This window comes from Streptomyces zaehneri (assembly GCF_032248645.1).
Lineage (GTDB): Bacteria > Actinomycetota > Actinomycetes > Streptomycetales > Streptomycetaceae > Streptomyces > Streptomyces coriariae.
On the sequence record NZ_JASTTJ010000020.1, the window covers coordinates 139,916 to 153,471 of the forward strand.

12 protein-coding genes are annotated in these 13,556 nt (G+C 71.7%); 3 read left to right on the top strand and 9 right to left on the bottom strand.

Annotated elements, in window-relative coordinates; translation table 11 throughout:
- The first annotated feature begins 39 nt into the window (after nt 1-39).
- Both QQM72_RS29140 and QQM72_RS29145 read left to right on the top strand, forming a co-directional pair.
- The gene (locus tag QQM72_RS29140) at nt 40-2,139 is read left to right on the top strand and encodes a pectinesterase family protein (protein WP_314223811.1); all 2,100 of its coding nucleotides are present in this window, start codon (nt 40-42) and stop codon (nt 2,137-2,139) included.
- A gap of 47 nt (nt 2,140-2,186) precedes the next feature.
- Entirely contained in the window at nt 2,187-2,972 is a 786-nt protein-coding gene (locus tag QQM72_RS29145; protein ID WP_314223812.1) for a response regulator transcription factor, read from the top strand.
- 131 nt (nt 2,973-3,103) lie between these two features.
- Here the strand turns inward: QQM72_RS29145 and QQM72_RS29150 are convergent, their stop codons facing one another.
- The 4 genes from QQM72_RS29150 to QQM72_RS29165 all read right to left on the bottom strand — a co-directional run bounded on the left by QQM72_RS29150 (nt 3,104) and on the right by QQM72_RS29165 (nt 7,442).
- Nucleotides 3,104-4,897 (bottom strand): ABC transporter ATP-binding protein, encoded by a 1,794-nt coding sequence (locus QQM72_RS29150; RefSeq protein ID WP_314223813.1) that lies wholly within the window; start codon nt 4,895-4,897, stop codon nt 3,104-3,106.
- A 93-nt stretch (nt 4,898-4,990) separates the two neighbouring features.
- Nucleotides 4,991-5,125 (bottom strand): hypothetical protein, encoded by a 135-nt coding sequence (locus QQM72_RS29155; protein WP_314223814.1) that lies wholly within the window; start codon nt 5,123-5,125, stop codon nt 4,991-4,993.
- Nucleotides 5,126-5,225: 100 nt separating this feature from the next.
- Complete coding sequence (locus QQM72_RS29160; RefSeq protein ID WP_301272141.1) at nt 5,226-5,360, bottom strand: hypothetical protein; 135 nt, start codon at nt 5,358-5,360, stop codon at nt 5,226-5,228.
- 279 nt (nt 5,361-5,639) lie between these two features.
- Nucleotides 5,640-7,442, bottom strand: a complete 1,803-nt coding sequence (locus QQM72_RS29165) for a bifunctional metallophosphatase/5'-nucleotidase (RefSeq protein ID WP_314223815.1) — start codon at nt 7,440-7,442, stop codon at nt 5,640-5,642.
- Nucleotides 7,443-7,691: 249 nt separating this feature from the next.
- Here QQM72_RS29165 and mshD point away from each other — a divergent pair, with 249 nt between their 5' ends.
- Nucleotides 7,692-8,618: a mycothiol synthase gene (gene mshD, locus QQM72_RS29170; RefSeq protein WP_314223816.1), complete on the top strand. Its 927-nt coding sequence runs from the start codon at nt 7,692-7,694 to the stop codon at nt 8,616-8,618.
- A 272-nt stretch (nt 8,619-8,890) separates the two neighbouring features.
- On the opposite strand, the gene QQM72_RS29175 is transcribed toward mshD, so the two are convergent.
- From QQM72_RS29175 to QQM72_RS29195, 5 genes are all read right to left on the bottom strand, one after another.
- Complete coding sequence (locus QQM72_RS29175; protein WP_314223817.1) at nt 8,891-9,604, bottom strand: ABC transporter; 714 nt, start codon at nt 9,602-9,604, stop codon at nt 8,891-8,893.
- The gene (locus tag QQM72_RS29180) at nt 9,592-11,145 is read right to left on the bottom strand and encodes an ABC transporter permease (RefSeq protein WP_314223818.1); all 1,554 of its coding nucleotides are present in this window, start codon (nt 11,143-11,145) and stop codon (nt 9,592-9,594) included. The genes QQM72_RS29175 and QQM72_RS29180 overlap by 13 nt, the downstream gene beginning before the upstream one ends.
- Nucleotides 11,142-12,020: an ABC transporter ATP-binding protein gene (locus tag QQM72_RS29185; RefSeq protein WP_314223819.1), complete on the bottom strand. Its 879-nt coding sequence runs from the start codon at nt 12,018-12,020 to the stop codon at nt 11,142-11,144. Before QQM72_RS29185 ends, QQM72_RS29180 begins: the two co-directional genes overlap by 4 nt.
- A gap of 67 nt (nt 12,021-12,087) precedes the next feature.
- On the bottom strand, nt 12,088-12,930 hold the full coding sequence (locus QQM72_RS29190) for a cupin domain-containing protein (RefSeq protein WP_314223820.1): 843 nt from the start codon (nt 12,928-12,930) through the stop codon (nt 12,088-12,090).
- A 67-nt stretch (nt 12,931-12,997) separates the two neighbouring features.
- Nucleotides 12,998-13,549 carry an RNA polymerase sigma factor gene (locus QQM72_RS29195; RefSeq protein WP_314223821.1) on the bottom strand — a complete coding sequence of 184 codons (552 nt, stop codon included), beginning with the start codon at nt 13,547-13,549 and terminating at the stop codon, nt 12,998-13,000.
- Nucleotides 13,550-13,556 lie beyond the last annotated feature (7 nt).

The following is a 13,556-nucleotide window of genomic DNA, read 5'->3' on the forward strand; positions in this document are numbered from 1 at the left end:
GCATCAACTCCCCCCGCCCCGCACGGAACGGATGGCCGTATGAGCGCGCACCGAAACAGAGGCACCAGCAGGCCCCGACACCGCAGGCGCAGCGCCGCGGCAGCGATCGGCATACCTCTCGCCCTCACCGCCGCCGGCACCCTCGCCTACGGCACGGACCTCGGGCTCTTCGGCGCGGACGCGCAGGCGAGGGCATCGGCCGTGACCGCGGCCGCGCCCGCCTGGGCGACCGCCACCGCCGACGGCTTCGCCTCCGTCAACGCCCTGGGGCAGAACGGTACGTACGGCGGCCGGGACGGCAAGACCGTCACCGTGAAGACGCTCGCCGACCTCGAGAAGTACGCGACCGCCGCCGAGCCGTACGTCATCGTCGTGGCCGCGACGATCACCATGGACCCGGTCGGGAAGGAGATCAAGGTCCAGTCGGACAAGACGATCGTGGGATCCGGGACCGCCGGGCACATCGTCGGCGGCGGCTTCTTCCTCGGCCAGGGCGTCCACAACGTGATCATCCGGAACCTGACGATCCGGGACGCCTACCAGGGCGTCTGGAACGACAAGGAGCACGACTACGACGGCATCCAGATGGACGGCGCGCACCACGTCTGGATCGACCACAACGACATCCGGCACATGGCCGACGGGCTCATCGACAGCCGCAAGGACACGACCTACCTGACGGTCTCCTGGAACAAGCTGAGCCAGGAGAACAAGGCGTTCGGCATCGGCTGGACCGACAACGTCACCGCCGACATCACGATCCACCACAACTGGATCCGCGAGACCGAGCAGCGCAACCCGTCCACGGACAACGTCGCCCACGCGCACCTGTACAACAACTTCCTGGAGGACGTGGCGGGGACGGACATCAAGTCCTCGTACGGCAACTACTCGCGCGGCGGCACGAACATGGTCCTGGAGAACTCCTACTTCCAGGGCCTGACCAACCCCGTCGTCCGGGACTCGACCGCCACCCTCGTCCAGCGCGGCAACGTCTTCTCCGGCACGACCGGCAAGAACGAGAGCGGCGGCACGGGCGCGGCCTGGGACCCGAAGACGTACTACGCGTACACCCTCGACAAGGCGGCCGACGTGCCGGCGCTGCTCAAGTCGGGCGCGGGCCCGCGCAGTTCCATCGGCACCTCCGCGAGCACGACGACGGCCACCACGAAGGCGGCGGCCGCGACCACGCTCACCGTCGCCAAGGACGGCAGCGGGCAGTACACGACCGTGCAGGCCGCCGTGAACGCCGTGCCGGCGAACAACCCCGCGCGCGTCGTGATCGCCGTCAAGCCGGGCACGTACCGCGAGCTGGTCAAGGTCCCGTCCAACAAGCCGCACGTCACCATCCAGGGCACCGGCGGCAGCCGCAAGGACACCACGATCGTCTACGACAACGCGTCCGGTACGCCGAAGCCCGACGGTTCCGGCACGTACGGCACCGGCGGCAGCGCGACCGTCGCCGTCGACGGCGACGACTTCCAGGCCCGTAACCTGACCGTCTCCAACGACTTCGACGAGGCCGCCCACCAGGACATCGCGGGCCAGGCGGTCGCCCTGCGCACCTCCGCCGACAAGGTGTTCCTCGACAGCGTCATCGTCAGCGGCGACCAGGACACCCTGCTGGTGGACACCGCGGCCAAGGAGAAGCTGGGCCGCGTCTACATGACCAACTCCTACGTCGTCGGCAACACCGACTTCATCTTCGGCCGGGCCACCGCGGTGATCGACAAGTCCGTCATCACCCTGAAGAAGCGCTGGAACGGCACCTCGGCCGGCTACGTCACGGCCCCCAGCACGGCCGCCGACCGCAAGGGCATCCTGATCGCCAACTCCACGGTGAACGGTGACGTCTCCGACCGGAGCTTCTACCTCGGCCGCAACTGGCACGCGGGCGGCGACGCGACCCTCGACCCGCAGACCACCGTCCGCAACACCTCCCTCAGCGCCGCGATCAAGACCACCCCCTGGTCCGACATGGGCGGCTTCTCCTGGAAGGCCGACAGGTTCGCGGAGTACAAGAACACCGGCGCGGGCGCGGGCGCCGCGAGCTCCGACCGTCCCCTCCTGACCGACGCCCAGGCCGCCGCCCAGGAGGTCGCGGACTGGCTGGGCGACTGGACCCCCACGGCCTCCTGACATCCCGCTGCCAGCTCCGCCACAGCCCCTCGCTCCACCGTGAGGGGATGGTGATACGAACGGTGAAGGGGACGGCGGGGGCGGCAGCGGGCGGGGGAACGGCAGAGCGAGCGGGTACGGCGGGGAGGATACTGCTGGCCGACGACGACGCGGACATCCGCGAGGGACTCGGCCGGCTGCTCCGCTTCGAGGGCTACGAGACCGTCCTCGCCGGAGACGGGCGGCTCGCCCTCGATCTCGCCCTCGACCTCGTCGGAGCCCCCGGCAACGCCCCCGACCTGGTCCTGATGGACGTCACCATGCCCGGCCTGGACGGCCTGGCCGCGACCCGGCGGATCCGGGCCTCCGGCTCCACCGTCCCGATCCTGATGATCACCGGCCGGGACGCGGTGGGCGACCGTATCGTCGCCCTCGACAACGGCGCGGACGACTACCTGATGAAGCCGTTCGCCGCGGAGGAACTGCTGGCCCGGGTGCGGGCCCTGCTGCGCCGGGGCGCCCGACGGGCGTCCCCGCCCGCCGGGGCCGCCTCCACCCGGCTGGCCTTCCACGACATCGTCATGGACCTGTCCTCCCACACGGTCACCCGCGCCGCCCGCCCGCTCGGCCTCACCCCCACCGAGTACTCGCTCCTGGAGTACTTCCTCCGCCATCCGACGAAGGTCCTCAGCCGCGCCCGGATCCACAAGGACGTCTGGGGCTTCGACTTCGAACCGACGTCCAACACGCTCGACGTGTACGTCATGTACCTGCGGCGCAAGCTGGAGCAGCACGGCGAACCCCGGCTGATCCAGACGGCACGGGGGCTGGGGTACATGCTGCGGGTGGGGTGACGGCCCCGGAGACACGGCGACGCGGTGACGCGGTGACGCGGTGACGCGGTGACGCGGTGACGCGGCGATACGGCGACGCGGCGATGCCCGCTGATGCGGTGCGCCCCGCGATGCGGTGCCGCATCGCCGTGTCAGAGGCGCAGCACCAGGGTGTCGTCGGTGAGCCGCTTGCGTGCCGTGGTCTCCCGGGCCGGCTCCGACCAGGGTTCGACCAGCCTGGTGTAGGCGGCGCAGCGGGTCATCAGCTCGTCGTGCGTTCCCGCGTCCAGCAGCCGCCCCTCGTCCACGACCAGGATGCGGTCGGCGTCGCGGGCGAGGCTCAGATCGTGGGTGATCATGATCGTGGTACGGCCCGACATGAGGCGGCGCAGGGGCTGGACGATCTGCCGGGCGGCCACCGAGTCGAGGCCGGCGGTGGGTTCGTCGAGGACGAGGACCGGGGCCGCGCGGAGCATCGCGCGGGCGATGGCGACGCGCTGGAGCTGGCCGCCGGAGAGGGCCGCGGTGCCGGGGGCGATGTGGGTGTCGTAGCCGCCGGGGAGGGCGGCGATGAACTCGTGGGCGGCGGCCGACCTGGCCGCTTGCTCGATCTCCCGGTCCGTGGCGCCCGGGCGGCCGCACGCGATGTTCTCCCGGATCGTGCCGTTGAGGACGAGGGTCTGCTGGGGGAGCAGGGCCGTGTTCTCGCGGACGAACTCCAGCGGGACGTCCGTGAGCGGGACCCCGTCCAGGCGGACGACGCCCTCGTCGGGGTCGTAGAAGCGGGTGAGGAGTTTGGAGAGGGTGGACTTGCCGGCCCCGCTCGCGCCCGTGACCAGGACCAGTTCGCCGGGGCCCGCGGTGAAGGTGACGTCCCGCAGTGACGCGCGGGCCGCGTCGGGGTAGCGGAAGGAGACGCCGTGCAGGCTGACCCGGCCCCGGACCGGCCAGGCGGGGACGGGGACGTCCGGGTCCCTCACCGACGGCTGTGCGTCCAGGAGTTCCGCGATGCGCTCCGCGCCCGCCGTGGCCGCGGTGACCGTCAGGCCGAGTTGGCCGAGGTTGCGGACCGGCGGGTAGAGGTAGCCGATGAACGCGGCGAAGGCGAGCAGGGCGCCGAGGGTCATCCGGCCGGCCGAGATCTCCCAGACGCCGAGGCCGATCACCGACAGGACGCAGAGGGTCTCGACCACCTCGACGAACTGCTCGTACATCTCGCTCAGCCGCGCCCCGCGCACACTGGCCCGCATCCAGGCGCGGGCCTCCTTGTCGAGGCGGCGCTCCTCGTCGCGGCGGCGGTTGTACGCCTGGGTCAGCACGATGTTGCCCAGCGACTCCTCCACCACCGAGGTGATCGCGCCGTCGGCGACACGTTCGTCCTGTGAGGCCTGCTTGATCCGGCCGGAGAAGCGGCGGGCGGCGAGCAGGAAGAGCGGGGCGAGGACGAAGGTGGCGAGGGCCAGGTCCCAGCGGAGCCACAGGGCCGCCGCCGCGTAGAAGACCGCCGAGAAGGCCGCGGAGATCGTGCCGACCACACCGGACACGACCAGTTGTTCGATGGCCTCCACGTCTCCCGTCAGGCGTTCCACCAGGTCACCGCGGCGGTGCCGCTGGAAGAAGTGGGGTGGGAGGTCCTGGACGTGGCCGAAGACGTTCGCGCGCAGCCGGAGGACGAACCGTTCCGCCGTCCAGGTCGCGAGCGAGTTGCCCAGGTAGCCGACGAGCGCGCCCACCGCGGCGACGCCCAGCCAGGCTCCGGCCGGACCCCAGAAGGCGGAGAGCGAGCCGGCCTCGAGGGCGTTGTCGGTGAGTTCGGCGAACAGCAGGATGGAGGCCGTCTCGGCGAGCGCGGACACCACCACGCATCCCACGATCACCAGCATCCACCCGCGGTCACCGCGGGTCAGCGGCCAGAAGCGGCGGAAGGCCTCTCGGGCTTCCCTCATGTCAGCAACTCCCTCGACTCCCTGCGTGTACGAAAGGCACGGCCGAGGCGGGGTCACCGGATCGCACCGGTGACCCCGCCTCGTGGCGTGCCGTCAGCCCTTGTGCGCGACCGGGCGGCGCTTCGGGGCGACCTTCTTCGCGGCCTTCTTCTTGGCCACGGGCTTCGGAGCCGGGGCGGCAGCGGTCTTGCGGGCCTTCTTGACGGGGGCGATCTTGTGGAAGCTCATGGGAATTACCTCTCCGTTTATCAGGTGCCGAATATGTTGGCTTTAGGCGTGGCTTACTTGTCGCGGATTTGCAACAGTGTCGACCGAGGCGACTGCGGTATCAGCCCTTGTGAGACACCGGGCGGCGCTTCGGGGCGACCTTCTTCGCGGCCTTCTTCTTGGCCACGGGCTTCGGAGCCGGGGCGGCAGCGGTCTTGCGGGCCTTCTTGACGGGGGCGATCTTGTGGAAGCTCATGGTGTTCTCCTTCGCTCTGTTCGCTTACTTCGCTTTCGCGTCGTTCGCTTTCGACATGGAAAACACTACGGGACACCGAAGGAAGAAAAAGCCAATTCCGCTGAGACCTCGATGAATTGCGGCTGAGACCGGTTTTCAGGCGGCATCGGGAACCAACCGGGAACTCACACAGGTTTTAATACGAAGAGGCGGCCCCGTCGGTGACGGGGCCGCCTCGTGAACCGCTGTGATCGCGGGTCGCTCGTGGTTACTGCGCTACTGCGCTACTGCGCTACTGCGCTACTGCACGATCGCGATCCGGTTCGCCGTCGGCGGGGCGATCGGGCCCGTGGCCGAGGAGTTGGCGAGCAGGTACTGCTCCAGGGCGGTCAGGTCGTCGGCGCCGACGAGGTCGTTGGCGCCCTGGCCCAGCGTGGTGAAGCCGTCGCCGCCGCCCGCGAGGAAGCTGTTCGTGGAGACGCGGTAGGTGGCGGCCGGGTCGATCGCCGCGCCGTTCAGCTTGATGGAGTCCGTGACGACACGGTCGGCGCCGCTCTTCGTCAGGTCCAGCGTGTACGTCAGGTTGGCGGACGGCTGAAGGATCTTCGGCGCGCTCGCGTTCGTCCCGCTCACCTGCTCCTTGAGCACCTGGATCAGCTGGGCGCCGGTGAAGTCCTGGAGGTTCACGGTGTTGGAGAACGGCTGGACGGTGAAGCCCTCGGCGTAGGTCACCACGCCGTCGCCCTCACTGCCCTTGGCCGCGTAGGTGAGGCCCGCCCGGACGCCGCCCGGGTTCATCAGCGCGAGGTCCGTCTCCGGGTCGAGCTGCTTGCCGTACCAGAACTGGGCGTCCGCGATCAGGTCGCCCATCGGGGACTCGGTGCCCGTGCTGGGGACGTCCGCGGAGATGTAGCCGATCGCCCGGTTGCCGACGGGGGCCGCCAGGGTGTTCCACTTGGTGATCAGCTCGGTCATGTCGGGCGCCTTGGCGACGGTCCGGGTGACCACGTGGTTCGCCGACTTGACCGCCGTACGCGCGATGTCACCGGTGAAGCGGTCGTACGTCAGCGTGGTGTCCGTGTACAGCCGGCCGAAGGACGCGGCCGAGGTGACCGTGCGCGGCTTGCCCGACGGGTCCGGGATCGTGCACGCGTATGCGGCGTGCGTGTGGCCCGTCACCAGCGCGTCCACCGCCGGCGTGACGTTCTTCGCGATGTCGACGATCGGGCCGGAGATGCCGGCGCCCGCACCCGGGGAGTCACAGTTGTAGTTGTAGGAGCCCGAGGCCGGCAGCCCGCCCTCGTGGATCAGCGCCACGATCGACTTCACGCCCTGCTTCTGCAGCACCTTGGCGTACTTGTTGATCGTCTCGACCTCGTCCTTGAACTTCAGGCCCTTGACGCCCTCGGCGGACACCACACCGGGGGTGCCCTCCAGCGTCACGCCGATGAAGCCGATCTTGACGTCCTTCTTCTTCCAGACGAAGTACGGCTTGAGGATCGGCTTGCCGCTCTTCTCGGACAGGACGTTGGCCGCCAGGTACGGGAAGTCGGCCCCCTCGAACCTCTTGTCCGTGTAGCAGCCGGCCGTCGGGTGACAGCCGCCGTTCTGGAGCCGGGCCAGTTCCTGGGCGCCCTCGTCGAACTCGTGGTTGCCGACCGACGTGACATCCAGGTCGAGCTTGTTCAGCGCCTCGATGGTGGGCTCGTCGTGGAACAGACCCGAGATCAGCGGGGAGGCGCCGACCATGTCGCCGCCGGCCGCGGTGACCGAGTACGTGTTGCCCTTGCGGGCCTCGCGCAGGTGCGTGGCGAGGTACTCCACACCGCCCGCGTCGATCGTCTTCGTCGTGCCGTCCGCCTGGAGTTCCGTGACCCGGCCGGAAGAGCCGGACGGGGGCTCGAGGTTGCCGTGCAGGTCGTTGAAGGACAGCAGCTGCACGTCCTGGTAACGGCTCGGCAGCGGCTTGGAGTGCTTGGTGTCATGGGCGTCCGCCGGAAGCGCGGCGGCCATGGCACCGGCGGTGGCGAGACCCGCGGCGGCCGCGAGAAGACGGTACGTACGACGTCTGCCGTTCGGATGCGGCTGGGAAGTGGCTGGCATGCGCCCCCCTGAGGTGTCTGCCTGTGGTGTCTGCGTCCCCCGGGCCCGACCGGCCCTGAGAGACGTATGAGGAAGTGGCCCCGTCCGGCGCAGCCTAGGGTCAACGCGCGTAGCGCGACAGGGGGTTCTTGGTTACATCCTGGTTTCCCTTTGTCCTTCGCCTACCCTCTGCTTTACCTTTCCGGACCGCAGCCTTCCGCCTCTCCCCTTGCCGCCACTTTGTGCGTCCCGACCCTTACCCTCGTACGCATGACCAGCGACGACATCGCACGGATCCCCGGCTCCCGATCCATCGAGACCCACTCCGAGCTCTCCGCCGAGCAGACCGAGGCCGTCCTCGAACTGCTCGCGGAGGCCGCCCGGACGGACGGCCAGCAGGCGGTGTCCGAACAGGGCCGCCTCCAGCTGCGCGGAGGCGCCCGCGAGGGTGTCTCCCATCTGGTCCTCACCCTCGGCGACGAACTCGTGGGCTACGCCCAGCTGGAGGACACCGATCCGGTCGAGGCGCCGGCCGCCGAACTGGTCGTCCACCCCTCGTACCGCGGCCACGGACACGGCCGCGCGCTCGGCTCCGCCCTGCTCGCCGCCTCCGGCAAGCGGCTTCGGGTGTGGGCCCACGGCGGTCACTCCGCGGCCCGGCACCTCGCCCAGGTCCTGGGTCTCGCCCTGTTCCGCGAACTGCGCCAGATGCGGCGGCCGTTGACCGACCTCGAGCTGCCCGATCCGGTGCTGCCCGCGGGCGTGACCGTCCGTGCCTTCGTCCCCGGGAAGGACGACTCCGCCTGGCTCGCCGTCAACGCCGCCTCCTTCGCCCACCATCCCGAGCAGGGCTCCCTCACCCAGCGCGACCTCGACGCCCGCAGGTCCGAGCCCTGGTTCGACCCCGCCGGCTTCTTCCTCGCCTTCGACGGCGAGCGGCTGGTCGGCTTCCACTGGACGAAGGTGCACGCCGAGGAGCAGCTCGGAGAGGTGTACGTCCTCGGGGTCGCCCCCGGCGCGCAGGGCGGCGGCCTCGGCAAGTCCCTCACCACGATCGGCCTGCGGCATCTCGCGGCGCAGGGCCTGCCGACGGCGATGCTGTACGTCGACGCCGACAACAAGGCCGCGGTGTCGGTGTACGAGCGGCTGGGGTTCGTCACCCATGAGACGGACCTGATGTACCGGACGGAGACCTGAGCCGACCGAGGCGATCCTGGACCTCACCCGAAGGCCGGGGCCTCCCCTCGATGGCCGGGGCCTCCCCCGACGGCCAGGGCCTCCCCCGTTGGCCGGGACCTCCCCCGTTGGCCGGGGCCTCACCCGGCGTCCAGGGCCTCACCGTTGGCCGGGACCTCCCCCGAAGGCCGGGATCTCACCGAAGGGATTGGACCCACCCGAGAGCCGGGACCCGGGACCCCACCCGAAGAGACGGGACCTCACCCGACCAGACGGGTCCGAGGGCCGGGATCTCACCCGGAGAGACGGTTCCAGGACGGGCCCGAGCGGCCTGGCCCGTGTCCCTGGGGTCGTCCCCGCAGCGGCTCCGGTGTCCACAGCACGCTCAGCGTGACCGTCGCCCCCAGCACCACCGCCCATCTCACCTGCGTCGCCGCCCAGTAGGGGTCCTGGGGCGTGCCCAGCAGGCCCCACCGGTTCGGGACCAGTACCGCGACCGCGGCCGCCGTCCCCAGCCAGACCGCCGTGCTCCTGCCCACTTCCGCCGCCTGTGTGAAGCGGACGGCGATCGTCGCGAGGGCGAGGGCGGCGCAGGCCGTCCCCGCGGCCTCGAGCGTGGCCGGGCCGAGCGCGGGGCGGGTCGGGGCAGGGGTCAGGAGCAGAACCGCCGCCCACCACAGGGCCGCCAGGGGGGCTACGACGGCCAGCCGCAGCACGGTTCGCCGCGGGCGGCCCACCGGTGTCGTCGCCGTGGTGTTGCGGGCCGGGTCGTCCAGCAGGAAGGCCAGGCCCAGTGCGCCGGTGAGGGCGGTGAGGCGCAGCACCAGCCGCCCCAGTTCGGCGTCCGGAGCATGGTCCGGCAGCCGGGTGGTGCCGGCGAGCAGCAGACCCATCCCGCCGGCCGTGGTCAGCGCCCGCCGGGGAAGGCCGCGCCACACCGGCGGCACCAGGGGCCGCAACAGGTCCGCCGGGAGCCCCCTCGTCGTTGTCTGCGCTACTCCTCGCACTGGTCCGCCTCCTTCGGCACCTCGACGCCCAGCAGCTTCGCGGCCTGGGCGGTCGTCGTCCGCGCGGACGTCAGTTCCGTCCAGTGGGCCTTCACCCGGGCCGTCATCTCGGCACGCGGCCGGTCCAGCAGTTCCCGGATCACCGTCGTCTGCGGGCCCGACAGGCTCAGTCCGTTCGTCGGGGCCAGGACCACGCCCGAGCCGGTGGTGCTGTCGTCCAGCCGCACGTTGCGGAAAGTGGCCGTCGGGGTGGGGTCCTGGCCCAGGACCAGCCACATGATGGTCACCGCTCGGGCGTCGCACATCGGCTCGGTCGTCACGTCCTCCGAGCCCCCCACCAGGACCGTGGCGACTCCGACCGCGAACTCGGGGACGCGGTTGCCGCCCCAGCGGGTACCGACCGTCACCTCGCCGGGAGTGGTGGAGGGGTCCAGGGTGCCGTCCGCCTCCACTCCGCCGTCCGTGTAGATGCGCTGGCGGACCGTCAGCCGGGCCTCCGCCGCCGTGCCTCCGGCCCCGGACCTGACCCGGTCGACGACCTCGGCCCAGTCGTCCCGCACCACGCTCCACTCGGGGAACGAGCAGTAGGTCGAGCCGTCGTCCGTCGTGCACGACTGGACCTTCTCCGGGGAGTGGGACGCCGTCCTGCGCGCCGCGTCCAGGGCCGCCGTGTCACCCGGGAGCTGGCCGATCACACCGGCCGTGGTGGCCGCGAGGGCGAGCGCGGTCGCCGCCTTGACGGCCGGGGTGCGGCCGCCTGCGACCAGCAGGGCCCCGCAGGCCAGCACGGCGCACAGGCCCGTCACGTACACGGCGTGCCAGCCGGCCGGACGGCCCAGCAGGTCGGAGGGGACCGGGTCGCCGCCGCTGGGCGAGAAGAACTGGATCGGGTCGAGCAGGCCCACCCACTCCTGGCGGACGTCGACGAGTCCGGAGACCAGGATGCCGAGCACGTACACGGCGATGACGAACAGTATGGGCACGAAGGGGAAGGGCAGCAGCCGGGCCAGCAGCACGCCCGTGATGCCTGCCAGCAGAACGCTCAGGGGTCCGACGGCCAGTTCCCCGAAGGAGCCGTGGCCGATCGCGCCGGGCTTGAGCGCCTCCCGGGTGTACTCGGCCGCGACGGCGAGCGCGGTGAGCCCCGCGTAGGGGATCACGGAGAGCACATGGGCGAGGGTGCGCCGCCAGGGCTCCATGGCCAGAACCGCGAACTGCTGCACCGTGCCGTGCTTGCGCGAGCGCAGCGCGGCCGCGTTGGCGCAGATCAGCAGGGCGAGGGCGAACAGCAGCGGCATGGCCTGGGTGCGGCGGTCGACCGTGTTGAGGACGGGGAAGTCGTCCATGCCGTCCTTGCTCATCAGCCGCAGGGCGATGAGGACGACGTACAGGGCGAAGAAGAACAGCACCGGGATCTGCTGGAGCAGTTCACGGGTCTCGAAGCGGGCGAGGGCGAGGACGGCCCCGGCGCGGTGGCCCTCGCGCGGTGGCTGGGTGGGCGTGGCGGCGGGATCCGTGATCGTCGGGGTCGTGGTGCTCACGCCGTCACCTCCGCGCTCTCGCCGTCGAGGGTGAGCAGATAGCCGTCCTCCAGGGTGGGTTCGAGGAGTTCGGCGCCGGTCGGCGGATCGCCGATGTTGCGGAAGCTTCCGGTGCCGGTGCGCCAGCCCGCCAGGGCGTTCGGGTCGCGCTCCGTGCTGCTCCAGACCCGGCCGGCCGCGCGGGCGGTCAGGTCGGCCGGGGTGCCCTCGAAGTGGACGCGGCCCCGGGCCAGCACCACGACACGGTGGCAGAGCATCGCCACGTCCTCCGTCTGGTGGGTGGACAGCAGTACCGTGCGGCCCTCGCCGGCCTGGGCGATCAACTCGCGGAAGCGCATGCGCTGTTCGGGGTCGAGGCCGACCGTCGGCTCGTCCAGCACGAGGAAGCCGGGCTCGCCGACGAGTGCGGCGGCCAGGGCGACGCGCTGGCGCATGCCACCGGACAGCCGCTTGATGCGGGTGCCGCGCACCTCCGAGAGGTCGACGGCCTCCAGCACGCGCCGCACCTCGCGCAGCCGGGCGCCGCGGTCGGTCAGCTCCTTCAGGATGGCCACGTAGTCGACGAACTCGAAGGCCGTGAAGTCCGGGTGGAAGCCGGGGGTCTGGGGCAGATAGCCGAGCGTGCGGCGCAGGGCGAGCCGGCCGGACGCGGTGCCGGGGTCGTGCCCGAGGGCCGTGAACGCGCCCCCGTCGGGTGGCACGGCCGTGGCCAGCACCCGCAACAGGGTTGTCTTGCCCGCGCCGTTGGGGCCGAGCAGCCCGGTGACACCGCGCGTCAGCCGCAGCGAGACCCCGTCGAGGGCACGGGTACCTCCGAAGCGCAGGGAGAGGTCGGTGGCCGTCAGGGTGGCGGGGCCGGTGGAAGCGGTGGTCATGCGAAGCTCCTGGAAGTCCGGTGGGCGGGCGGGGCCGGGGCGGGGGCCGTGGGGGCGGGCGGCCGCGTCACCCGGTGCCGCCGTCCGGGAAGCCGCCCAGTGGGCGCGTGTCGAAGCGGTCACGGGCCCGGTAGAGCAGGAGAGCGGCGAGGGCCGCCACGGCCGCCGCTGCAGACTGGCCTGCCACCGTGAACGGGGCGAGCGTGTCTTGGGCGTGCGCCTGGCTCTTCGCCACGACGAGCAGCGTCACCCATGCGCCGCCGACCAGGGCGGGCGCGACGACCGGACCCAGCCGGGCGGTCAGCGCGAGTCCCGTCGCGGTGAGGGCGAGCGCGGGCAGCAGCCAGGCCAGGGCCGTCAGCCCGTACTCCGGCAGGGCAAGCGTCGCCAGGCCGTTGAACGCCAGGCCCGCCGTGAGCACCGCGACCGTGCGGATCATCAGGAGCCGGAAGCCGTGGAGCGGGGCGACGACGGCCATCTCGTACGTCGGGTCCAGGGACGGGCCGTACGACAGGGCGACCCCGGCGAGCGGGAGCAGCGGGGCGAGCGCGAGGAAGAGCGCGGGCCGGTCCGCCATACGCACCGCCAGCACTGTCATGACCAGCAGGAACAGCACCGACAGAAGCCAGGAGCGGCGCAGTACCGGGGTCGCCGTGAGCAGCCGAGCGGTGTGGTCGGCCACACCGAGGCGCACCAGCAGCCGCTCGAGCAGGCCCTGCCGCGGTGCGTCCAGCTCGGCGTCCAGCCGCTCCCAGCCGGCGTCCAGTGCGACGGGGTCGGTGGTTTCCGCGAGCCGGGCCCGGCACTGCGCGCACCCGGTGAGGTGGGTGTCGGCGGACCACAGCAGCGGCGGCGCCAACTCGCCGTGCGCGTACGCCCGCAGGTCCTCTTCAGCCACATGCCACGTCATGCCACGACCTCCCTCGACCGTCCGTCGCCCGCGCGTCCGCGCGGGTCCGTTCCGCACATGTACCGCCTCATGCCAGCGCCTCCCGCAGTTGCTTACGGGCACGCTGGGCCCGCGTCTTGACGGTGCCGGGCGGGATGCCGAGCAGAACGGCCGCCTCCCGGGTGGTGAGCCCGTCGATGACGGTCGCCTGGAGGACGGACCGCAGCTCCGGCGAGAGGCGGGTGAGGGCCCCGGCGAGGTCCCCGTGCTCCACCCCCGCGAGCACGCGTTCCTCCGCCGAGGCCTCGTCGCGGTGGCGCAGCCGGTACAGCGCCTGGCGGAGTCGGCCGCGCGCCCCGTCCCCGCGCACGGCGTCGACGAGCCGCCGCGAGCCGATGCGCCACAGCCAGCCGGCGGCGTCGTCGGAGAAGCCCTCCTGGCGGTGGCGGGCGGTGCCGCGCCACACCGCGAGGAAGGTCTCCTGCACGACGTCGTCGACCGTCCCGGCGTCCGCGCAGCGGCCGCGCAGGCGCGCGGTCAGCCAGGGCGCGTACCGCCGGTACAGCTCCTCGAAGGCGTGACGGTCCCGGTCTGCCGCGATGGCCCGCAGCAGCTCCCCGTCGCTTCTCGTTTCGCTCACATCCCCT